Source organism: Streptomyces sp. cg36 (assembly GCF_041080675.1).
GTDB lineage: Bacteria > Actinomycetota > Actinomycetes > Streptomycetales > Streptomycetaceae > Streptomyces.
Genome location: NZ_CP163520.1, coordinates 7,017,366 through 7,038,770, shown reverse-complemented (window position 1 = coordinate 7,038,770; position 21,405 = coordinate 7,017,366). Strand labels below are relative to the sequence as shown.

At 73.9% G+C, this 21,405-nt stretch carries 16 protein-coding genes and 1 pseudogene; 8 read left to right on the top strand and 9 right to left on the bottom strand.

Annotated features, from left to right (window positions below):
* Positions 1 to 105: 105 nt before the first annotated feature.
* The gene (locus AB5J87_RS31400; RefSeq protein ID WP_369381574.1) at positions 106 to 1,710 is read left to right on the top strand and encodes a phosphodiester glycosidase family protein; all 1,605 of its coding nucleotides are present in this window, start codon (positions 106 to 108) and stop codon (positions 1,708 to 1,710) included.
* Positions 1,711 to 1,858: 148 nt separating this feature from the next.
* On the opposite strand, the gene AB5J87_RS31395 is transcribed toward AB5J87_RS31400, so the two are convergent.
* Together AB5J87_RS31395 and AB5J87_RS31390 are read right to left on the bottom strand one after the other, a co-directional pair.
* Positions 1,859 to 3,907 (bottom strand): SpoIIE family protein phosphatase, encoded by a 2,049-nt coding sequence (locus tag AB5J87_RS31395; protein WP_369383725.1) that lies wholly within the window; start codon positions 3,905 to 3,907, stop codon positions 1,859 to 1,861.
* 140 nt (positions 3,908 to 4,047) lie between these two features.
* Positions 4,048 to 5,007: a phosphatidylinositol-specific phospholipase C domain-containing protein gene (locus tag AB5J87_RS31390; RefSeq protein WP_369381571.1), complete on the bottom strand. Its 960-nt coding sequence runs from the start codon at positions 5,005 to 5,007 to the stop codon at positions 4,048 to 4,050.
* Between the two features lie 101 nt (positions 5,008 to 5,108).
* On the opposite strand from AB5J87_RS31390, the gene AB5J87_RS31385 reads away from it, so the two are divergent.
* Positions 5,109 to 5,642 carry a GNAT family N-acetyltransferase gene (locus AB5J87_RS31385; RefSeq protein ID WP_369381569.1) on the top strand — a complete coding sequence of 178 codons (534 nt, stop codon included), beginning with the start codon at positions 5,109 to 5,111 and terminating at the stop codon, positions 5,640 to 5,642.
* Between the two features lie 19 nt (positions 5,643 to 5,661).
* Here the strand turns inward: AB5J87_RS31385 and AB5J87_RS31380 are convergent, their stop codons facing one another.
* From AB5J87_RS31380 to AB5J87_RS31370, 3 genes are read right to left on the bottom strand one after another with little or no spacing between them, the layout of a single operon-like run.
* On the bottom strand, positions 5,662 to 6,867 hold the full coding sequence (locus AB5J87_RS31380; RefSeq protein WP_369381566.1) for a sensor histidine kinase: 1,206 nt from the start codon (positions 6,865 to 6,867) through the stop codon (positions 5,662 to 5,664).
* Positions 6,864 to 8,600: a cation acetate symporter gene (locus AB5J87_RS31375; RefSeq protein ID WP_369381564.1), complete on the bottom strand. Its 1,737-nt coding sequence runs from the start codon at positions 8,598 to 8,600 to the stop codon at positions 6,864 to 6,866. The genes AB5J87_RS31380 and AB5J87_RS31375 overlap by 4 nt, the downstream gene beginning before the upstream one ends.
* Positions 8,601 to 8,634: 34 nt before the next feature.
* Entirely contained in the window at positions 8,635 to 8,991 is a 357-nt protein-coding gene (locus AB5J87_RS31370) for a hypothetical protein (RefSeq protein WP_369381562.1), read from the bottom strand.
* A 180-nt stretch (positions 8,992 to 9,171) separates the two neighbouring features.
* On the opposite strand from AB5J87_RS31370, the gene AB5J87_RS31365 reads away from it, so the two are divergent.
* From AB5J87_RS31365 to AB5J87_RS31355, 3 genes are all read left to right on the top strand, one after another.
* Positions 9,172 to 9,780: a TetR/AcrR family transcriptional regulator gene (locus AB5J87_RS31365; protein ID WP_369381559.1), complete on the top strand. Its 609-nt coding sequence runs from the start codon at positions 9,172 to 9,174 to the stop codon at positions 9,778 to 9,780.
* Entirely contained in the window at positions 9,773 to 10,621 is an 849-nt protein-coding gene (locus tag AB5J87_RS31360; RefSeq protein WP_369381557.1) for an alpha/beta fold hydrolase, read from the top strand. The genes AB5J87_RS31365 and AB5J87_RS31360 overlap by 8 nt, the downstream gene beginning before the upstream one ends.
* A gap of 174 nt (positions 10,622 to 10,795) precedes the next feature.
* Entirely contained in the window at positions 10,796 to 13,096 is a 2,301-nt protein-coding gene (locus AB5J87_RS31355) for a glycosyl hydrolase family 18 protein (protein ID WP_369381555.1), read from the top strand.
* Between the two features lie 14 nt (positions 13,097 to 13,110).
* On the opposite strand, the gene AB5J87_RS31350 is transcribed toward AB5J87_RS31355, so the two are convergent.
* Positions 13,111 to 14,634 (bottom strand): beta-ketoacyl synthase, encoded by a 1,524-nt coding sequence (locus AB5J87_RS31350; protein ID WP_369381552.1) that lies wholly within the window; start codon positions 14,632 to 14,634, stop codon positions 13,111 to 13,113.
* A gap of 182 nt (positions 14,635 to 14,816) precedes the next feature.
* On the opposite strand from AB5J87_RS31350, the gene AB5J87_RS31345 reads away from it, so the two are divergent.
* Positions 14,817 to 15,983 carry a serine hydrolase domain-containing protein gene (locus AB5J87_RS31345; RefSeq protein WP_369383724.1) on the top strand — a complete coding sequence of 389 codons (1,167 nt, stop codon included), beginning with the start codon at positions 14,817 to 14,819 and terminating at the stop codon, positions 15,981 to 15,983.
* 184 nt (positions 15,984 to 16,167) lie between these two features.
* Here AB5J87_RS31345 and AB5J87_RS31340 read toward each other — a convergent pair.
* The 3 genes and pseudogenes from AB5J87_RS31340 to AB5J87_RS31330 form a co-directional block, all read right to left on the bottom strand.
* Positions 16,168 to 16,404 (bottom strand): annotated as a pseudogene (locus AB5J87_RS31340) (glutathione S-transferase family protein); the annotation flags it as partial.
* A gap of 132 nt (positions 16,405 to 16,536) precedes the next feature.
* Entirely contained in the window at positions 16,537 to 17,712 is a 1,176-nt protein-coding gene (locus AB5J87_RS31335; RefSeq protein ID WP_369383723.1) for a glycoside hydrolase family 64 protein, read from the bottom strand.
* A 226-nt stretch (positions 17,713 to 17,938) separates the two neighbouring features.
* Positions 17,939 to 19,486, bottom strand: a complete 1,548-nt coding sequence (locus AB5J87_RS31330; RefSeq protein ID WP_369381550.1) for an FG-GAP-like repeat-containing protein — start codon at positions 19,484 to 19,486, stop codon at positions 17,939 to 17,941.
* A gap of 269 nt (positions 19,487 to 19,755) precedes the next feature.
* Between AB5J87_RS31330 and AB5J87_RS31325 the strand changes: the two genes are divergently transcribed.
* A complete protein-coding gene (locus AB5J87_RS31325) occupies positions 19,756 to 20,256 on the top strand; it encodes an Asp23/Gls24 family envelope stress response protein (protein ID WP_369381547.1) in 501 nt (166 codons plus the stop codon).
* A gap of 411 nt (positions 20,257 to 20,667) precedes the next feature.
* The gene (locus AB5J87_RS31320) at positions 20,668 to 21,384 is read left to right on the top strand and encodes a flavodoxin family protein (RefSeq protein ID WP_369381545.1); all 717 of its coding nucleotides are present in this window, start codon (positions 20,668 to 20,670) and stop codon (positions 21,382 to 21,384) included.
* Positions 21,385 to 21,405: the final 21 nt, after the last annotated feature.

The following is a 21,405-nucleotide window of genomic DNA, read 5'->3' as shown; positions in this document are numbered from 1 at the left end:
CATCAGTGAGAGTCACTTCACGTGGGCAGCGTGTGACGTATCAGCACAAGTCATGTCCACACCATCTAATTTTCGACGCACCTTCCCACCCCCGAAGGAAGCCACATGCGCCGAACCACCCTCGCCGCCGCGCTGTCAGCCGCCGTCGCCCTGACAGCCGCGGTCGCCATGCCGACCGCCGAGGCCGCCCCCCACGGCGCCCTCCGCCCCGTCCTCAACTCCGCCAAGCCGCTCCCGCCGACCCTGCCGATGACCGCGCCGCCGGTCAACCGGAGCCTGGCTCCGGGGGTCACGCTCTCCACGCTGACCTTCGGCAAGAAGAACGCCGACGACTTCTGGACCGTCCACGTCTATCTGCCCGCGGACCCCTCCGGCCCGCTCGGCAAGGCCGCGCTGGAGCTCGGTCCCCGGGCGACCGCCGACCGGGTCGCGGACGCCCTGCGGCAGCAGGGCTTCGTGCCGCGCGTCGAAGAGGTCCGCTCCCCCGCGTACGCCGACCTCCCGGCCGGCACCCTCGGCTGGACGGTCCGGGTCGGCGGCTACGCGGAGCGGGCCGACGCGACCGCGCAGCTGGCCAAGGTGAAGGCCGCCGGGTTCACCGGCGACACCCGCTACACCGCGCAGGACGGCACCGACCTCAAGGCGCCGCAGAAGGTCTTCGTCCTCAGAGTCGACTTCAGCCGGTTCAAGGGGAACGTGGGCACCGAGTTCGGCCCCACCCTGCACGGGACCGAGCCGGCCACCGAGCTCATCAAGGACGCCAACGCGCTGGCGGGCATCAACGGCCAGTGGTTCTACAACGACGCGCCCGGCGGACTCTTCGTCCGGGACGGCAAGGTGCTCGCCTCGGCGACCCAGGGCCGGGGCGCGATCCTGCTCACCGACGGCGGCCGTGACGTCCGGGTGGACGCCCTGACCGCCCACCTCACCCTGCGCACCCCGCGCGGCGCCATCGAGGAGATCGACGGCGTCAACCGCATCCCCGGCGACGTGTGGAACTGCGGCGGGGTCGGCGGCGACACCCCGACCGAGAAGCCGCAGCACGACTTCGAGTGCACCGACCCGAGCGAGCTCGTCCAGTTCACCCCCGAGTGGGGCGCGCCGCCCACCGGCGCGGGCGCGGAGGTCGTCCTGGACAAGGACCAGGAGGTGGTGGCGCTCAACTCCTCGCGCGGCGCCACGGTGCCGCCCGGCGGCTCCACCCTCCAGGCCATCGGCGACACCGCCGACTGGCTGGTCGACCACGTCCGCGTCGGCGACCGGCTCGGCGTCACCACCCGCGTCAACGACAGCTACGGCCGCCCGGTCCCCCTCACCCCGGACACCACGATCATGCAGGTGGGGCCGACCCTGGTGCGCCACGGCAAGGTCTCGGTGAACGCCATGGCCGACGGCATCATCCGCTCCGGCGCCGACCAGTCGTTCACCTACGACTGGACCAACCGCTCCAACCCGCGCTCCATGATGGGCGTCGACGACCAGGGCCGGCTGATGCTGGTCGTCGTCGACGGCCGCCAGGCGGGCTACAGCGAGGGCCTGAGCATCGCGCACACCGCCGACCTGATGCGCCAGCTCGGCGCGCGCGAGGCGCTCAACCTGGACGGCGGCGGCTCCAGCGTGATGGTCACGGCCGGGGACGGGGTCATCAACCGCCCGTCCGACTCCTCGGGCGAACGCTCGCTGGGCGACGCCTGGGTCATCAAGCCCTGAGACCGCGCCCGTGGTGTCCGGGGGCCGGCCGGTCCCCGGACACCACGGGCAGCGGTTCAAGGACCGGCTCGGTCCCCGGACACCACGGGCCGGGGGCCAAGGACCGGCTGGGTCCTCGGACACCACGGGCCGGGGGCCATCAACGGACTCAGTCCTCGGGCGGCTCCTCCGGCGGCACCACCGGGCGCTCGCCCGACAGGTCCACCGGGCCGCTCGCCCGCGGCACGAACTCGCACCACACCGCCTTGCCGTCGCCGCGCGGCTCCACGCCCCAGCGGGCCGACACCGCCTCGATGAGCATCAGGCCGCGCCCGGAAGTCGCCGCCTCGCCGGGCGTACGGCGGCGGGGGCGGACGCTGGAGCGGTCCTTGACCCACAGCCGCACCCGCCGCACCGGCTCGGGCAGCACCTCCAGGGTGAGCACGGCGCCGCCCTCGGTGTGCAGCAGGACGTTGCCGAGCAGCTCCCCCGCGGCCAGCTCCACGTCGTCCACCAGCTCGGCGAAACCCCAGTCCGCCAGGGCCCGGCGCAGCGCGACCCGGGACTCGGCGAGGCCCTCGGGGTCGGCCTGGTGGATGTACTGGTGGATGCGGGGCGCCTGCGGGGTGCCGGGGTCGGGGGCGCGGCGCAGCACCAGCAGCGCCACGTCGTCGCCGGTGCCCCAGCGCTCCCAGAGGCTGGCGGAGAGGTGGTCGGCCAGCGCGTCGGCGCTGTCGGGGGCCGCCCGCACGGCGGCCTCCAGCGCGTCCATCCCGGCCGCGATGTCCAGCCCCGGCTCCTCCACGAGGCCGTCGGTGCACATCACCATCGTCTCGCCCGGCACCAGGTCGAGACGGGTCTCCGGGAACTCCTCGTCCTCGAACTCGGTGGCCAGGCCGAGCGGCAGCCCGCCGCGCAGATTGGGGCGGCCCACCCGGCCGTCGGTGTGCCGGATCAGCGGCCCCAGATGGCCCGCGCGGACCGCGCGGACCCCGCCGGAGACCAGGTCCACCTGGGCGTAGGTGCAGGTCGCGAAGCGGGTGGTGTCCAGCTCGGCGAGGAAGCGGGAGGCCCGGGCGAGGACGGTGGCGGGCGCGTGGCCCTCGCCCGCGTAGGCCCGGATCGCGATGCGCAGCTGGCCCATGATCGCGGCGGCGTGGGTGTCGTGGCCCTGGACGTCGCCCACGACGACCCCGACCCGGCCCCGGGGCAGCGCGATCACGTCGTACCAGTCCCCGCCGACCTCGCGCCCGCCCCAGGCCGCGTGGTAGCGCACGGCGATCTCCGCGCCCGCGATCTCGGGGACGTGGCGCGGCAGCATCGACGCCTGGAGGCCGGTGGCGAACTCGCGCTCCTGGTCGAAGAGGAGGGCGCGCTGGAGCGACTGGGCGACGATGCCCGCGAGGCCCAGGCAGAGGTTGCGGTCCTCGGCGGAGAAGTCGCTGCGGCCCCGGAAGAACAGGGCCAGGCCGCCGACCGGGCGGGCCTGGGCGATCAGCGGCAGGAACGCCGCCGCGTCCAGGTCCAGGGCCTCGATGTAGGGGGCGAGGCGGGGGAAGCGGTGGCCCAGCTCGGAGAGCGAGGTGACGAACCGGGCCTGCCCGGTCAGCACCGCCTCGGCGAGCGGCAGCGAGTCGTCCAGGCGGTGCAGCTTCAGCTCGTCGAGCGCGTCCATCGAGTCGCCCGCCAGCGCGATCACCTTCAGGGCGCCGCCCTCGACCAGCCCCAGCACCAGCCCGTCGGCGCCGAACCGCCGCATCCCCTCGGTGCCGGTGAGGACGGCGGCGACGTCGTCCACGGTGACCGCCTTGGACAGGGCCTCGGTGGTGCCCTGGACCATCCCGGTGATCCGCCGGCGCCCCGCCTCCAGCGGGCTGATCAGGGTGTACTCGGTGAGCTCGGTGGAGGCGTTGCGGACGATCCCGATGACCCGGTACGCGGCGCCGCGCTCGTCGCGCAGGATCCGTCCGCGCACATGGGTCCACTGCCGGTGGCCGTTGCGCCGCCGCACCTGGAAGTACGCCCCGTACGAGGAGCGGCCGGTCTGCACGGCCTCGTCGATGACGGCGGAGACCCGGGCGGCCTCCTCGGGCGGCACCCGGGCGTCCAGCGAGTCCGGGTCGCCGTCGTACTCGCCGGGCCGCAGGTCGAAGACGGCCAGACCGGCGTCATCGAACGCAAGGGTGTTGTCGACCAGGTCCCAGTCGAAGCTGCCCATGCGGTTGAGGGCCAGCCTCTCGCCCGGCCCGATCTCCCGTCGGTCGCCTCCAGCCACCGCGTCAGCTTAACTTCGCGGGTTTTTCCTCCGCATCACGGAGCGGCACCCGGGGTACGGTTCGCGGCGTGCTCGGCCCGCGCTCACCCGGTCGGGCGCGCCCGGCGGGCGGTCGGCGCGGGATTGTGCCGCAGGACGGCGTCGATGAGGCCCGGTGTCTTGCCCGCGAAGTCGATGGGGACGATGCCGAGCCCGGTGCGTCCGGCGACCGCCGAGCCGTTCAGGAAGTCGCGGACCTGCGGGTTGAGCCGGTCGGCGTTCCACTCGGGGGGCAGCCCGGCCGCGGTGCTCACATAGTTGACGTAGAGCTTGCCGGGCTGGTCGGCGGCCTTGCGGAACTGGGCCTCGATCTTGGGGTACTTGCCGAAGGGCTCGGCGTTGTAGTCGTCCTGGATGTCGAAGAGCGCGGGGTCGCCGTAGCGCACGCCGGGCAGGCCGCCGTTGTCGGCGAGGAGCACCACCTTGCCCCGGGCCTCCCCCAGCGCGGGCAGGGCGGGATCGAGGCGGAAGAGGGGCCGCCAGCCCTTCTGGTCGAGGTAGAGGTCGAAGATCCGCCGGAACTCGGCGTCGCTCTCCGTCGAGTACTCCTGTTTGACGCGCATCAGGACCGTCTCGGACGGATGGGCCGCGAGGAAGTCCCGGCAGGCGATCAGCACGTCGCCGAACATCAGGTTCTGGTAGAAGGCGGCGTGGTGGATGGCGAAGGAGTCGCCGGTGACCCGGCAGCGTACGTCCAGGAAGCGGATGCCGGCGTTCAGTTGGTCGGCGATCACCGCGTTCTGGCACTTCACCCAGGGGCCGCCGAAGCGGGCGCCCGAGTCGTGGGTGCCGGGGACGGAGAGCTGCCGCAGCGGGGTCGCACCGCCGATGGCGGCCATCCAGTCGGTGGTGCCGAGCGCCCGGGCCCGGGCCGGTACCGCGCCCGCCCAGGCCGGCAGCACCGCGGCCGACGCCACGGCCGCGCCCTTGAGGAACCCCCGCCGGTCCATGTCCACGCTCCCCCCTGCCGCCCCGGGCGGCACATCCGGTCGTCGCCGTGGCATGGAAGCACAGTCGGCCGCAGGACAACAGGCGTCGCACGGCCCCGGTCCGCCGCCGAGGGCTCCGATTACCGGTTCGGGCGCGTTTTCGACAGGATGGGCGCATGACCGAGATCCACACCCCCCGTCTCCTGCTGCGCCGCTGGGACGAGGACGACCTGCCCGCCCTCGCCGACATCCACGCGGACCCGGACGTCATGCGCTGGTCCGGCGACGGCTCGGTCCGCGATCTGGAGCGGACGGCCGACGACCTTTGGGCGTGGGAGGAGGAGTGGGACGAGGAGGGCTTCGGGCTCTTCGCCGTGGAGCTCCTCGGCTCGGGCGAACTGGCCGGGGCGGTCGGCCTCACCGTCCCCGCCTATCTGCCCGAGGTGCTGCCCGACGTGGCGGTCCAGTGGCGGCTGGGACGGCAGTTCTGGGGGCAGGGGTACGCGTCTGAGGCCGCGCACGCCTCGCTGGAGTTCGCCCTCCAGGACCGGGGCCTGGAGAGGGTGCTGGGCATCTGCCGGGCCGAGGACGCGGCCTCGCTGAACGTGATGGGCAAGCTCGGGATGGCCCCGGAGCGGGAGACCCGCCACCCCGAGCACGGCCATCCGCTCACCGTGCGGGCCATCGACCTGTCGGAGTACGCGGCCTGAGAGCCGGGCCGGACGGGCCCTAGGGCCGCGGGGCGGTCGGCGCCGGGTGGACGCCCGGCTGGTACTTGGGCAGCCGGACCGTGATCTTCATTCCGGCGCCCGTCGCCGTCTCGATGACCAGGCCGTGGCCGTCCCCGTACACCTGGCGCAGCCGGTCGTCCACGTTGGACAGGCCGATGCCGCCGGACGGGCCGACCTCGCCGCCGAGGATGCGCCGCAGCCGCTCGGGGTCCATGCCGACGCCGTTGTCCTCGATGACGACCAGCGCCTCGGCCCCGGCGTCCTGCGCGGTGATGGTGATGTGGCTGCGGTCGGTCTTGCCCTCCAGGCCGTGTTTGACGGCGTTCTCCACCAGCGGCTGGAGGCAGAGGAACGGCAGCGTCACCGGCAGCACCTCCGGGGCGATCTGGAGGGTCACCGAGAGCCGCTCGCCGAACCGGGCGCGCACCAGCGCCAAGTACTGGTCGATGGCGTGCAGTTCGTCGGCGAGCGTGGTGAAGTCGCCGTGGCGCCGGAACGAGTAGCGGGTGAAGTCGGCGAACTCCAGGAGCAGTTCGCGAGCCCGGTCCGGGTCGGTGCGGACGAACGAGGCGATCACGGCGAGCGAGTTGAAGATGAAGTGCGGGGAGATCTGCGCCCGCAGTGCCCTGATCTCCGCCTCGATCAGCCGGGTGCGGGAGCGGTCCAGGTCGGCGAGTTCCAGCTGGACCGAGACCCAGCGGGCCACCTCGGCCGCCGCCCGCACCAGCACCGCCGACTCGCGCGGCGCGCACGCCACGAGCGCGCCGTGCACCCGGTCGTCGACGGTGAGCGGGGCCACCACGGCCCAGTGCAGGGCGCAGCCGTCGTCGTCGCAGCGGAGGGCGAACGCCTCTCCCCGGCCGGTCTCGCGGATCCGGCCGAGCCGCTCCAGGATCTCCGCGCCGTGGTGCTCCCCGGCCCCGTCCCAGGTCAGCAGCGCGCCCCGGTCGGTCAGGCCCAGCGCGTCGGTGCCGAGCAGGGTGCGCAGCCGCCGGGCGGCCCGGCGGGCGGTGTCGGGGGTGAGTCCGGCGCGCAGCGGGGGCGCGGCCAGGGACGCGGTGTGCAGGGTCTGGAAGGTGGCGTGCTCGACGGGCGTGCCGAGGTCGCCCAGGCGCGGTGGCCGGGCGGTGCGCCGCCCGGCCCAGAAGCCCAGCGCGACCAGCGGCAGGGCCGCCGCGAACATCCCGGCCAGGAACCCGGTCACGCCCCGGCCTCCCGCTGCCCGGCGGGACGGCCGCCGTGGCCCGCGTACAGCGCCTCGGGCAGATGGAAGCGGGCGAGTATGGCGGCGGTCCCGGCCGGCACGCGCCCCGGCGTCGCCAGCGACACCAGGACCATGGTGAGGAAGCCGAGCGGCACCGACCAGAGCGCGGGCCAGGCGAGCAGGGTGCGCACCGGGCCCTCGTCCGGCAGGCCCGCCATGGTGGCGGTGACGGCGAGCAGCGCCGAGCCGCCGCCCGCCACCATTCCGGCGACCGCGCCCGGCGGGGTGAGGCCGCGCCACCAGATGCCGAGCATCAGCAGCGGGCAGAAGGAGGAGGCGGAGACGGCGAACGCGAGGCCCACCGCGTCGGCCACCGGCAGTCCGCCGACCAGGGCGCTGGCGGCCAGCGGCACGGCGATCGCGAGGACGGTGGCGAAGCGGAAGTGCCGTACGCCGCGCGCCGGGAGCACGTCCTGGCTGAGGACGCCCGCGACCGCCATGGTCAGGCCGGAGGCGGTGGACAGGAACGCCGCGAAGGCGCCGCCCGCGAGCAGCGCCCCGAGCAGGTTGCCGCCGGTCCCGCCGATGAGCAGGTGCGGCAGGACGAGCACGGCCGCGTCGGCCTGGCCGGTGAGGGCGAGTTCGGGCGCGTAGAGCCGGCCGAGCGCGCCGTAGACGGGCGGGAGCAGGTAGAACACGCCGAGCAGGCCGAGGACGACGACCGTGGTGCGGCGGGCGGCGACGCCGTGCGGGCTGGTGTAGAAGCGCACCACCACGTGCGGCAGGCCCATGGTGCCGAGGAAGGTCGCCGCGATCAGCCCGTACGTGGCGTACAGCGGCCGGTCGCGGTGGGCCTCGGCCGACGGTCTGGCCGAGGCGCCCGCCGTCGTGCCGTCCGGAACGGGGTCGCCCGCCGCGAACACCAGCCGGGCGCCCCGCTCGACGCGATGGGTGCCGGCGGGCAGTTCGATGCGCTCGGCCCGGTGGCGGGTGCCGTCGAGGGTGCCGGTGGCGGTGACGGCGAGCGGACGGGCGAGCACCAGGTCGAGGGTGTCGTCGACGCGTACGGTGCGCTGCTCGCGGAAGGCGGGCGGCTCGTCGAAGGCGACGCGCGGGGTGCCGTCGTGGTGCCAGGCGAGCACCAGGAAGAGCGCGGGCACGAGCAGGGCGGTGAGTTTCAGCCAGTACTGGAACGCCTGCACGAAGGTGATGCTGCGCATGCCGCCCGCGGCGACGGTGACGACGACCACCACGGCGACCAGCACCCCGCCGAACCAGCGCGGCGCCCCGGTCAGCACCTTCAGGGTGAGTCCGGCGCCCTGGAGCTGCGGCAGCAGATAGAGCCAGCCGACCCCGACGACCAGGGCGGCGGCGAACCGGCGCAGGGAGCGCGAGGCGAGCCGGGCCTCGGCGAAGTCGGGCAGGGTGTACGCGCCGGAGCGCCGCAGCGGGGCGGCGACGAACACCAGCAGGACGAGGTAGCCCGCCGTGTAGCCGACCGGGTACCAGAGCATGTCGGGGCCCTGGACGAGCACGAGTCCCGCGATGCCGAGGAAGGAGGCGGCCGAGAGGTACTCGCCGCTGATCGCGGCGGCGTTCAGCCGGGGGCCCACGGTGCGCGAGGCCACGTAGAAGTCGGAGGTGGTGCGGGATATGCGCAGACCGAGCGCGCCGACGAGGACGGTCGCGACCACCACGAGGGCCACGGCCGGGACGGCGTAGTTCTGGTTCACGGGCTCACGTTCCTGGGCTGCCGCGGGCGGGGTGTCAGCGGTCCTCGACGAGGCGGGCGAAGTCCTGTTCGTTGCGCTCGGCCCGCCGTACGTACCAGCGGCCGAGCAGCACCAGCGGCGGGTAGACGCCGAAGCCGAGCACGCCCCAGACCAGGCCGGGGTCGTCGGGCCGGGCGGCGAAGACCAGCGGCAGCGGGCCGACGAGCAGGACCAGGACGGTGAACACCGCGAGTCCGGTGAGGAGTTGACTGCGCATCAGGGAGCGCACATAGGTGTGCCCGAGGGTGGTCTGCTCGTCGATCTCGGTCCGGGGGCGGTAGCCGGAGAGCGGGCGGGTGTGCCGGGGGACCCCGGTGACGACGACGCGGTGTTCCGCCGGATCCTGCGGCACGGCTGCCTCCCCAAGCTGTGTGTCGTGTCGCCAGAGACTAGCCGCGGCGGCGCGGGAGCAGCACGGCGTCGCGCCGCCGAGGGCCACCGCCAGCCTTCCTGTGTATCCTAGGCCCGAACCTAGGACTCCTAGGAAATGGTGTTCCGGGCCCCGGAGCACCGTCGACACGAGGGCGGACTGATGGCACGCGCGGGACTCACCGCCGACCGGATCACGGCGGCGGCGGCCGATCTGGCGGACGCGATCGGCTTCGACAAGGTCACCCTGTCGGCCGTGGCACGGCACTTCGGGGTGAGGGACGCGAGCCTCTACTCGCACGTCAAGAACGTCCGCGACCTGCAGGTGCGCATGGCGCTGCTGGCGGGCGGCGAGCAGATCGACGAGATCGCGGTCGCCGTGGCGGGCCGCTCCGGACGCGAGGCGCTCACCGCCTTCGCCGACGCCTACCGGGCGTACGCCCTGGCGCACCCCGGGCGGTACGCGGCCACCCAGATCCGGATCGACCCCGCCGACGTCACCGACAGCTCGGCGATGCGCCGCACCGCCGAGATCACCTACGGGATGCTGCGCGGCTACGGCCTGGCCGAGCCGGACCTGACCGACGCCGTGCGTCTGCTGCGCAGCACCTTCCACGGCTTCAGCACCATCGAGGCGCAGGGCGGTTTCGGCCATGCCCGCGAGGTCGAGGCGTCCTGGCGGCAGGCGGTGGCCGCACTGCACACCGCCCTCCTGAACTGGCCCGCCATCGACGGGCCCTCCCCCGACGACGAAGGATCGAACCATGCCTGAACTGCGGGTCCCCGGCGCGACGCTGTACTACGAGACGCGCGGCAGCGGCCCGGTCCTCCTGATGATCCCGGGCGGGGGCGGCGACGCCGGAACCTTCGACGTGGTGGGGCCGCGGCTCGCCGACCGCTTCACGGTGGTCGCCGTCGACCCGCGCGGCAAGTCGCGCAGCGTCGAGGACGAGCCGGGCGCGGACCAGCGGGTCGAGGTGCACGCGGACGACATGCGGCGGCTGCTGGACGAGGTGTCGCCGGACCGGCCCGCCCAGGTGTTCGGCAGCAGTTCGGGCGCGATCATCGCCCTCGAACTGCTGGCCCGGCATCCGGAGCGGGTGCGGCGGGTCGTCGCGCACGAGCCGCCGGTACTGGGACTGCTGCCCGACGCGGACCGGTGGCGGGCGGCCTTCGCGGGCGTCGTGGACGCGTTCCGGCGCGACGGACTCCCGGCGGCGATGGCCGAACTCGGCGCCGCGGCGGGCCAGGAGGACGACGATCCGGACGGCAGGGAGGTGGCGGACGGCGAGCCGGCGCCGGAGACCGTCGAGCGCTACCGGCGGACGGCGGCCAACATGCCGCAGTTCCTGGAGCGCGAACTGCGCGGGTTCAGCGGGCACTTGCCGGACCTCGACGCTCTGGCGGCCCGGGCCGACCGGCTCGTTCCGGCGTACGGGCGCGCCTCGCGCGGGCTGCTGCTCGCCCGCCCGGCCGAGGTCCTCGCCGAGCGGTTCGGCACGGCCGCGGTGGAGTTCCCGGGCGGCCACGTGGGACTGAGCACGCATCCGGCGCGGTTCGCCGAGGTGCTCGGGCGGACGCTCGCGGGGACTCGTGCGGCGAGCGCCGGGTAGGGCGCGCCGGGCGGTTCCGGTCACCGCATTCCGGACGGATGACGGGGGAACGACGGCGGAATGACGGCGGTCCGCAACAGGTCTGGACCAGATGGTTGACCGACTGGTCCAGACCTTCTACGGTGCCGAGCGATCCGCCCTGTCCCATCCCCCACGGCACCACAGGGAGGAACGATGTCCTCGCCGTCTCCATTACCCCGGCACCGAAGACTGCTCGCCCTGCTCGGCGCGCTCCTGCTGCCCGCCGCCGTCCTCACCGGGCTCGCCGCCGCACCGGCCCACGCGGCCGGCGGCCTCACCGCCTCCTTCAGCAGCCAGGACAACGGCTCCTGGTGGAAGGGGACCTATGTCATCCGCAACACCACCGCCACCGCCGTCACCGGCTGGACCCTGGAGTTCGACCTCCCGGCCGGGGTGGCCATCAGCGGTCACTACAACGGCGACGCCACCGTCAGCGGACGGCACGTCACGGTGAAGAACGCGTACTACAACGCGACCGTCCCGGCCAACTCCACCACCGAGCCGTACAGTTACTGGTTCGTGGCCAACGGCCCGATCGGCGCCCCCGGCGCCTGCACGGTCAACGGCGACAAGTGCGACGGCACACCCGACGTACCGCCGTCCGCGCCCGGCACCCCGCAGGTCGCCTCGGTCACCGCCCACAGCGTCTCGCTCACCTGGACCGCCGCCACCGCCGGTGACCACCCCGTCGCCTCCTACGAGGTGCTCAGCGGCGCCGCGGTCGTCGCCACCACCACCGGCGCCACCTCCGCCACCGTCGGCGGACTCACCCCGGCCACCGGGTACACGTTCACGGTCCGGGCCAAGGACAGCCGGGGCACCGCCGGGCCGCAGAGCGCGCCGGTGACCACCAGGACCACCGACCCCGCCTCCGACCCCACCCCGCCCACCGCTCCCCCGAACCTGCGCTCCACCGGGCGCACTTCGACCGGCGTCGACCTGGCGTGGGACGCCGCGAGCGACAACGTCGGCGTGGTCGCGTACGACGTGTACCGCGACGGGGCGCTCGCCACGACCGTCCCCGGGTCCGCGCTCAAGGCGAGCGTCACCGGGCTGACCCCGGCCACCGCCTACACCTTCACCGTGAAGGCGCGGGACGCGGCCGACAACTCCTCCCCCGCCTCCGCCGCGCTCACGGTCACCACCGACGACCAGGCCGGGACCGGCAAGTACCTGAAGGTCGGCTACTTCGCGCAGTGGGGCATCTACGGCCGCCAGTACTTCGTGAAGAACCTGGTCACCTCCGGCTCGGCGGCCAAGCTGGACGTCGTCAACTACGCCTTCGAGAACCTCGACCCGGTCAACCTGACCTGTCTGGCCGGGGTCACCAAGGGCGTGGGCACCAACCCGCAGGACCCCGACCAGGGCACCGGCGCGGGCGACGCGGACGCCGACTACGCACGGCCGTTCAGCGCCGACCAGTCGGTCGACGGCGTCGCCGACGACGGCTACGCGAAACTGCGCGGCAACTTCAACCAGATCAAGAAGCTCAAGGCCAAGTACCCGAACCTCAAGGTGGTCGTCTCGCTCGGCGGCTGGACGTACTCGAAGTTCTTCAGCGACGCCGCCGCCACCGACGCCTCACGCAAGAAGTTCGTCTCGTCCTGCGTCGACGTGTGGATCAAGGGCAACCTGCCCGCCTACAACGGCGCGGGCGGCCCGGGCACCGGCGCCGGGGTCTTCGACGGCATCGACCTGGACTGGGAGTGGCCCGGCTCGCCCGACGGCCACGCCGGCAACCACTACTCCACCGCCGACAAGGCCAACCTCGCCCTGCTGCTCGCCGAGTTCCGCAAGCAGCTCGACGCGGTCGGCGGCACCCACAAGCTGCTCACCGCCTTCACCCCGGCCGACCCGGCCAAGATCCAGCAGGGCTGGGACCTCACCAAGGTCTTCGCGTCGCTGGACTTCGCCAACGTGCAGGGGTACGACTTCCACGGCGCGGGCAGCGACAACTCCTGGGAGCCCAACCGCACCGGCGACCAGGCCAACCTCTACACCGACGCGCAGGACCCGTACACCACGCACTTCAGCGTGGACGCGGCCGTCCAGACCTATCTGGACGCCGGGGTCAACCCGCGCAAGATCACCGTGGGCTTCCCGTTCTACGGGCGCGGCTGGCAGAGCGTCGCCGACGGCGGGGCGCACGGCGAATGGCAGTCCGCCCAGGGCGCCGCGCCCGGCCAGTTCGCCGAGGAGGCGGGGGTGCGCGGCTACCAGAACCTGATCACCGGGGTGCCGGGGCTGACCGTCTACCACGACGAGCAGTCGGTCTCCACGTACGCCTACACCGGCGCAGGCGGACAGTGGTGGACCTTCGACGACACCTGGTCGATCGGGAAGAAGACGGCCTACCTCAAGTCCAAGGGCCTGCTCGGCGCGATGGTCTGGGAGATGTCCGGCGACACCCCCTCGGGCACGCTGATGAGCGCGCTCGCGGGCGGACTCGGCTGACCCACCGGGCGGGCTCAGCCGATGCTGCGGAACGCCAGCACCGCGTTGTGCCCGCCGAAGCCGAACGAGTTGCTCAGCGCGATGTCGCCGTCCAGCGGCAGTGAGCGCGGACAGCGGCGGACGACGTCGAGGGCGATCCCGTCCTCGACGTCGTCGCAACCGGCCGTGGGCGGCACCAGCCCGTCCCGCAGCGCCAGCACGGTGGCGATCGCCTCCACACCGCCCGCGCCGCCCTGGAGGTGGCCGAGCGCGCCCTTGTTGGCGGTGACCGGAACGTCGGGGGTGTGGACGCCCAGCACCTGGCGCAGCGCGCGCGCCTCGGCCCGGTCGCCCTCGACCGTGGCCGTGGCGTGCGCATTGACGTGGACGACGTCGGCCACCGTGGCGTCCGCGTCCGCGAGCGCGGCCCGCAGCGCGGCCTCGATGCCCCGCCCGGCCGGCTCGGGCGCCACCATGTGGAAGGCGTCGGCGGACAGGCCCCACCCGGCGGCCTCGCAGTAGATGCGCGCGCCCCGGGCCCTGGCGTGCTCCTCGGCCTCCAGGACCAGCACCCCGGCGCCCTCCCCGAGGACGAATCCGTCGCGCTCGGCGTCGAACGGGCGGGACGCCGACCCCGGGTCGTCGTTGCGCAGCGAGACGGCCCGCATCGCGGCGAAGGACGCCAGGATCGCCGGAGTGATCACGGCCTCCGTGCCGCCCGCCACCACCAGGTCGACATGGCCCTCCCGGATGCGGTCGACGGCGTGCCCGACGGCCTCGGTGCCGGACGCGCAGGCCGAGACGAGGGTGCTGGCCTCGCCCCGGATGTCGAGGTCCAGCGAGATCTGGGCGGCGGCCGAGGACGGCACGATCATGGGCGCGGTGAACGGCGAGACGGCCCTCGGCCCGCGCTCCTCAAGGCGTCGCTGGGCCTCTACCAGCACCGGGGCACCGCCGGTGATGGTCCCCAGCGACACCCCGGTACGGGTGGGCAGCAGCCCGCTCGCGCCGGTGCCCGCCGGGTCGAGGCCCGCGTCCCGCCACGCCTCGCGCGCGGCCAGCAGGGCGAACTGCGCCGACCGGTTCAGCCGCCGGGCCAGCGGCCGGGGCAGCAGGTCCGCCGGGTCCAGGAGGACCTGGGCGGCCAGCCGGACGGGCAGCCCCTCGAACGCCTCTCCGGTCACCAGACCGACCGCCGAGCGCCCCGCGAGCAGCCCCTGCCACAGGCCCGGCACATCGGCGCCGAGCGGGGTGAGCGCACCGAGTCCGGTCACGACCACGCGCCGCCGCACCCCGCCCGGCGCCTCGGAACCGGTCGCCCCGGCCGGATCGACCCGGCCGACCCGTACGACCTGGCGGTCCCGGCGCGCGAGCAGCCGCTCCTGGTCGGGGCCGCCGCGCAGCGGGCGCAGCAGCAGCCGGGTGCGGGCCTCGCTGGCGGGCGCGGTGCGCACCACCACGTACCAGCTGTCCAGGCCGGTGGCGATCACGTCGCCGGGGACGAGTTCTCCGGTCGTCAGGAGACAGCAGTCCCCGCCCATCACCGACTCTTCACTCATCGCCGCTTCCTGGTTCGCGCGTGTGAACGGCTCCTGGGCACCCTTCCTGCCGGGAGAAGTGGACAAATCGATTCATGGACATCTTGCCGTTCCCCGCCGCCACCAGCACCTCGGCGGGGCCGGGGGCACCCGGCCCCCTTCCTGCCGGTCCGACCAGTCGGTACGGTCCGGCCATGTCCTCCATGACTGAGCCCGTACCGCCGGTCCACGGTCACTGCGACGCCCGCTTCGCGGCCGTGCGCACCGCCTTCGAGGAGAACTTCCGCAGCCGCGGCGAGCTGGGCGCGGCCGTCGCCGTCACGCTCGGCGGCGAGAGCGCCGTCGATCTGTGGGCGGGCTGGGCCGACGGCGCCCGCACCCGCCCCTGGGAGCGGGACACGCTCGTCAACGTCTGGTCCACCACCAAGGGCGCGACCGCGCTGTGCGCCCATGTCCTCGCCGACCGGGGGCTGCTCGACCTGGACGCGCCGGTCGCCGGGTACTGGCCCGAGTTCGCCGCGGCGGGCAAGGAGTCGGTGACCGTGCGCCAGTTGCTGGCGCACCGCGCGGGGCTCGCCGGGCTGCGCGAGCCGCACACCCTGGCGCAGCTCTTCGACTGGCGGCTCACCACCGCGCGGCTGGCCGCCACCGAGCCGTGGTGGGAGCCCGGCAGCCGCTCCGGCTATCACGCGCTGACCTTCGGCTTCCTGGTCGGCGAGGTGGTCCGGCGGGTGAGCGGACTGCTGCCCGGCGCCTTCCTGAGCCAGGAGGTGACCGGGCCGCTGGGCATCGACTTCTCCATCGGGCTGCCCGGCAAGGAGGCCGGGCGCGCCGCCGAACTGGTGCAGCCGCCCGCCGCCGGCACCGGGCGGCTGGCCGCGCTCTTCGCGGAGCTGGCACCGGTCGGCGTCGCCGCGCTGACCAACCCGCTGGCGACGGCCGCCGACGCCAACACCCCCGAGTGGCGGGCCGCCGAACTCCCGGCGGCCAACGGCCACGGCACCGCCCGCGCGGTCGCCGAGCTCTACGGCGTCTACGCGGGGCGCGGCCGGTGGCGCGGGCGCCGGGTGCTGTCGCCGGAGACGGTCGAGCGGGTCCGCGAGGGCCAGGGCGCCTGCCGCGACCTGGTCATCGGCCCGGGCGTGCCGCACGAGACGGAGCTGGGCCTGGGCCTGTGGCTGAGCGGTACCGGGCGCTCCTACGGCCCGAATCCGCGCGCCGTCGGGCACGACGGCTTCGGCGGCTCGTGCGGCCTGGCCGACCCGGAGGCGGGCCTCTCCCTCGGCTACGTCATGAACCGCATGGGCTCGCACATCGTCGACGACCCGCGCAAGATGGCGCTGGTCGAGGCGGTGTACGACGCGCTCTGACGGGCAGCGGACCGGGCCCGGCCACGGCCGCCCGCACACGGCGGCCCGGCCCTGGCCGCTCAGCGACGGCCGCTCAGGGCCTGCCCGCCTCCGGTACCGCCTCGCCGCGCCGGACCGGGGGCGGCGGGGTGCCGTCCCCGAACGGCCGGCCGCCCAGCGCCTCGCGGTGATGGGGCGTCAGCCAGACCGCGTCCTCCAGCCCCAGCAGACGCCGTGAGACCGGGGCCCGGCTAGCCCAGGGGCAGGCGCGGCTGACGACCAGCCGGTACCGCCCGTACTCGACGGGCCAGCCGTCGCGGCCGTCGGCGGTGACCCGGTCGGTGAAGTGGCTCCGGCCGCGCTTGAAGGGCTGCTTGCCGTACCCCGCGTTGCCGCAGGTGCCCTCGCGGCACTCGGTGTCGCCGTCCTCCTGGTCGTTCATCCCGCTCTCCCTCGGCTCGGCTCCCCGGCGCGGGCGCCCCACGGACGCGCCCGCTGCCCGCGAGTGTTCCCCGGGAGCGGGCGTCGTCCCGTCCGCTGGGCCGACCGGTCGAGCCCTGTGCCCCCGTCGGGGTCAGGAGAGCGGGTCGAGGGTGAGGTACGCCTGCTGCGGGTTGCCGTCGTTCACCAGCGACTCGTGGTGGCCGACGTCGTCGAAGGCGAACGCATACGCCGTGCCGTCGGCGGTACGGGCGTGGATCTCCTTGGCGTACTGGTTGGTGACCGCGTCCTGGTAGAAGGCGGCCGACCCGGTGTCCGGCTGACTGGCGTTCACCAGCAGCGTCGAGCGGTTGAAGCCCGCGCAGAGCGTGCGTGAGATCGGGCCCCTGACCTGGTCGTTGGGTGCGTCGAGGCGTTTGTAGCAGCCGAAGACGCTGTCGGAGTCGGGCTTTTGGAAGCTGGTGACGACCGCGCCCGCGCCGTTGGTGAAGTTCATGGTGGTGCCGGACACCCGGCCGAAGTACCTGGTGCCCGGCCGGTCGGCGAACGGGGTGACGGTCAGCGTGGCCGAGCCGTACTTGCGCCAGACCCGGTCGATGTAGTCGTCCATGACACTGGCGGGCAGTCCGCCCGTCTCGATGCCGTGGCCGGGGGCGAGGGCCCGCAGGACCGTTCCGTCGGGCCGGGTCTGCACCAGGTTCGCCCAGCCGCCGGGGTGCGTACGGAGCGCGGTGAAGAAGCCCTGGTAGCCGCCCGCCTTGAGGTGGCCGGTGGACGCGGTGGTGCCGTCGGCGCGCTTGACGCCGACCGCGTAGGGCGCCGAGAACATGTCGACCTGGGTGCTGTTGATCCACAGCCCGGAGTCGTTGAGCGTGTACTCGGACCAGTTGAAGAGGATGTCGCGGTTCGGGTCCGAGGGGTTCTGCACGGCGGGCTGCACCAGTCCGCCCGTGGTCAGCCGGAAGACGAGCTTCTGTCCATAGCTGAAGTAGACGCGCCCCGAGAACTTCGGCATCCGGATGGTGGCCGAGCGGCCCGTGGCCGGTCCCGGGATCGAGGCGTCCGGCGCCGGGGTGGGCGGGTTGCCCCCGGCGGGCCAGGGGTGGAAGGTGCCGTTGGCGTCGGCCCAGCCCTGTCGGCCGGTGGAGAGTTCCGTTCCGAGGTTGTAGACGTAGAGCGGCTCGCCCCGGCCGGAGTTGTTGGTGACGGTCAGCGGGATCGTCGACGGCACGGCGGCCGTGGCGGGGGCGGCGGGGCCGGTGGCCGTGAACCCCGCGGCGACGAGCACCGCGGCCCCCAGGGGCGTCATGAGCTTCTTGCGGACGGACACGCTCGACTCCTTCTCGGGTGCGGCGGGTTCGACGGCTCCCGGACCGGGCGGGGAATGGCTCCTTCCGACCGGTGAGAGCGCTCTCAGAATCGTGGCCGGAAGAGAGCGTGTCAATGTGCGTGCCTCAACTTCCTTGACGGACAAGGGGCGTTGGCGGGGTCGGCGCCTTCACTTCCTGGCCATGGCCGACCCCGCCCCCAGCCCCTCAGTGGCCGCTCGCCGAGAAGAACCGGCCCCGGTCCACCCAGCCGCCGTGGCCGTCCCCGCCCGCCCAGGCGCGCACGGAGGCCGCGCCCGTCGCCGGGTCGCCCAGCACGTAGTCCGCGTTGCCGTCCCCGGTGAGGTCGGCCAGGGAGACCCGGGCCGCGTCGGTGGTCGAACCGGTGGTGATGTTGCCCAGGTCGACCCAGCTGCCCCGGCCGTCGCCGCCCCGGTTCAGGAAGCCGCGCACGGCGCCGTTGTCGGTGACCACGCTGTAGTCCGGGCGGCCGTCGTCGTCGAGGTCGGCGAACCGCACCCGGCTCGCGTCGGCCGTCACCCCGGTGGCGACCCGCCCCCAGTCCGTCCAGCCGCCGTGGCCGTCGCCGCCCCGGTTCAGCAGCACCCGCACCTCACCGGTGGCGCCCAGGGTGATGTAGTCGGTCCGGCCGTCGCCGTCGAAGTCCGCGAAGACCACCCGGCCGGCGTCGGCCGTGCTGCCCGCGGTGACCCGGCCGAGCGACTGCCAGCCGCCGCCGGTGTCGCCGCCCCGGTTGAGGTACACCCGTACGCCGCCGTCCGCGTCCAGGACGAGGCAGTCGGCGCGGCCGTCGCCGTCGAAGTCCGCGAACCTGAGCCGCGCCCGGTCGGAACCCAGGTCGCGGACGACGGTGCCGAGCGACTGCCAGCCGCCGTGGCCGTCGCCGCCCCGGTTCAGCCGGACCTCGACCGAGCCGTGCGCGTCCACCGCGAACCGGTCCATGCGGCGGTCGCCGTCGAAGTCGGCCCAGCGCACCGCGCCCGTGCCGCCCGCCTCGTTGCCGGCGCCCAGCGCGGGACCGCCGTGCTCCCAGCCGTCCCGCCACACCGCGTCCAGCGGCTTGAAGAACGCCCAGGCCATCCGCAGGAACCCGGCGTCGTTGGGGTGCAGCTGGTCGACGAACTCGGCCTGGGTGAGCTCGGGCGGCTCGACGTACCGGAACTTCTGCCCGGCCTGCCGCTCGCTCTCCTCAAGTGCCTTGACCCGTACGTTGAACGCCCGCGCGGGCTCCTCCAGGCCGCTGGTGGTCGGGAGCACGCCCATCACCAGGACGGAGACGCCCGGCTTGTCGGCGTAGATCCGGTCGACCAGGGCGGCCAGCCGGTCGGGGGCGTGCGGCAGGTCGATGCCCCGCGCGATGTCGTTGATCCCGACGTGCAGCAGGACCACGTCGGGCCGGGCCCCCGCCATCCAGCCGTCGATCCCGGCGGTCAGCTGGTCGATGACGTAGCCGCTGTGGCCCTCGTTGGAGAAGTCGGCGAAGCTGCCGGACGCCTTGGAGCCGACGAACCGCACGTCATAGCCCTTGTGCAGCCCCATCATCTTCGCCAGGGGCCGCCGGTACGAGGAGAGGGTGGGGCTGCCGCCGCCCCAGGTGATGGAGTCACCGAGCGGCATCACCCGCAGGACCGGGGTCTGGTGGACGGCCGCCGAGGGACTCGCCGGGAGCGCGGCCACCAGGGTCAGCGCACCGGCGAGTGCGAGGAGGCCGCGGGTCAACCGGATTTGTCTCATGATCATCCTCCAGCCCGAAGGCGCTGGTGGCGCCCTCTCTTGACGGGGCATCAGTTGCCACGGCAGTCATGGGATCACTCATCACCACCGTCTCGCGCGTTCTTGTACTGCAGGAGAACCCGGCCGGAGCAGCGAACGGCGCCCGTGTTGACGCGGGCTGGCCAAGTGACGCCCTCTTGCCCGCATGACGCGCCGCGCGCACGGTACTCGCAGGAGAGATACGCGCGCGTTCCGCGCGACCGTCCCGATCCCCCAGGAGGTGGCTTCGTATGACGGAGCCGATCAGCCCCACCGCCGAGAAGCCCGACACCGACGAATACCGCACCGGCACCTCCGGCACCACCCTCCAGACCGCCCGCAGCGGCGCGGGTCAGCCACCCGCCACCCGGGGCCGGACGACCATCGCCGGGGGCGTCGTCGAGAAGATCGCCGGGCTCGCGGCGCGCGAGGTGCCGGGCATCCACGCGCTGGGCGGCGGGTTCGCCCGCACCATCGGCGCGGTGCGCGACCGCGTGCCGCGGGGGCGGGCGGCGGCCGTCAGCCGGGGCGTCAAGGTCGAGGTGGGCGAGCGGCAGACCGCGATCGACCTGGACGTGGTGGTGGAGTACGGCGTGAGCATCACCGCTGTCGCGGCGGAGGTCCGGGAGAACGTGATCGCGGCGGTGGAGCGGATGACCGGGCTGGAGGTCGTCGAGGTCAACATCTCCGTTGACGATGTGCATCTGCCTGATGAGGGTGGGGCTGAGGCGGGGGAGGTTCGCGTGCAGTAGGGGCTTTGCCCCTGGTTGGCGTGGTGGGGTGGCGGGGACGTTCGGGCCGGCCCCGCGGCCCCATGGCGCCCCCGTTCGGGTGCGGGCTGTGGGTGCTTCTCGCGCCGTTCCCCGCGCCCCTCAACCCGCCTTCGGCCGCGGACCGTGGTCGCTACTCGCGCCGTTCCCCGCCCCCCTCAACCCGCCTTCGGCTGCGGACCGTGATCGCTACTCGCGCCGTTCCCCGCGCCCCTCAACCCCCGGTCGACCGCGGACCGTGGATGACCCTCGCGCCGTTCCCCGCGCCCCTGGCGTCGCACCTCCTCCCCCCTCCGGCCCCGTTCGGGGGTGTTGGGGTGGTCTGGTGGGGTGGGGGGTTGCAGGGTGGGTGGGGAGTGGTTTGTTGGTGTCTAGTGACCGGAGTGAACTCCCATGGGGCCGGACCCGTACCGCTACGACGATCTGCGCGCCCTCTTCCTCAACTGCACGCTCAAGCGGTCCCCCGAGGTCAGCAACACCGAGGGGCTGATCGACCGCAGTCGGGCGGTCATGGAGCGGGCCGGGGTCGCCACCGAGGTCGTCCGCGCCGTCGACCACGACATCGCGACCGGGGTGTGGCCCGACATGACGGCGCACGGGTGGGCGAGCGACGCCTGGCCCGAGCTGTACGAGAAGGTGATGGCGGCCGACATCCTGGTGCTCTGCGGCCCCATCTGGCTCGGTGACAACAGCTCGGTCGCCAAGCGGGTGGTCGAGCGGCTCTACGCCTGTTCGAGCCTGCTCAACGAGCAGGGCCAGTACGCCTACTACGGCAGGGTCGGCGGCTGTCTGATCACCGGGAACGAGGACGGCGTCAAGCACTGCGCGATGAACCTCCTCTACAGCCTCCAGCACCTGGGCTACACCGTCCCGCCGCAGGCGGACGCCGGGTGGATCGGTGAGGCCGGGCCCGGCCCCTCGTACCTCGACCCGGGCTCCGGCGGCCCGGACAACGACTTCACCAACCGCAACACCGCCTTCATGAGCTGGAACCTGATGCATCTGGCGGCCCTGCTCAAGCGGGCGGGCGGCGTCCCCGCGCACGGCAACCAGCGCTCGGCCTGGGACGCGGGCTGCCGGGAGGACTTCGACAACCCCGAGCACCGCTGACGGGAGCGCGGCCGGGTCGGG

Bases quoted from the DNA above. Each gene is read 5' to 3' on its own strand.
- AB5J87_RS31400 (WP_369381574.1), top strand. From the start codon at position 106: ATGCGCCGAACCACCCTCGCCGCCGCGCTGTCAGCCGCCGTCGCCCTG.
- AB5J87_RS31395 (WP_369383725.1), bottom strand. From the start codon at position 3,907: ATGGGCAGCTTCGACTGGGACCTGGTCGACAACACCCTTGCGTTCGAT.
- AB5J87_RS31390 (WP_369381571.1), bottom strand. From the start codon at position 5,007: ATGCCACGGCGACGACCGGATGTGCCGCCCGGGGCGGCAGGGGGGAGC.
- AB5J87_RS31385 (WP_369381569.1), top strand. From the start codon at position 5,109: ATGACCGAGATCCACACCCCCCGTCTCCTGCTGCGCCGCTGGGACGAG.
- AB5J87_RS31365 (WP_369381559.1), top strand. From the start codon at position 9,172: ATGGCACGCGCGGGACTCACCGCCGACCGGATCACGGCGGCGGCGGCC.
- AB5J87_RS31360 (WP_369381557.1), top strand. From the start codon at position 9,773: ATGCCTGAACTGCGGGTCCCCGGCGCGACGCTGTACTACGAGACGCGC.
- AB5J87_RS31355 (WP_369381555.1), top strand. From the start codon at position 10,796: ATGTCCTCGCCGTCTCCATTACCCCGGCACCGAAGACTGCTCGCCCTG.
- AB5J87_RS31350 (WP_369381552.1), bottom strand. From the start codon at position 14,634: ATGAGTGAAGAGTCGGTGATGGGCGGGGACTGCTGTCTCCTGACGACC.
- AB5J87_RS31345 (WP_369383724.1), top strand. From the start codon at position 14,817: ATGACTGAGCCCGTACCGCCGGTCCACGGTCACTGCGACGCCCGCTTC.
- AB5J87_RS31335 (WP_369383723.1), bottom strand. From the start codon at position 17,712: ATGACGCCCCTGGGGGCCGCGGTGCTCGTCGCCGCGGGGTTCACGGCC.
- AB5J87_RS31330 (WP_369381550.1), bottom strand. From the start codon at position 19,486: ATGAGACAAATCCGGTTGACCCGCGGCCTCCTCGCACTCGCCGGTGCG.
- AB5J87_RS31325 (WP_369381547.1), top strand. From the start codon at position 19,756: ATGACGGAGCCGATCAGCCCCACCGCCGAGAAGCCCGACACCGACGAA.
- AB5J87_RS31320 (WP_369381545.1), top strand. From the start codon at position 20,668: ATGGGGCCGGACCCGTACCGCTACGACGATCTGCGCGCCCTCTTCCTC.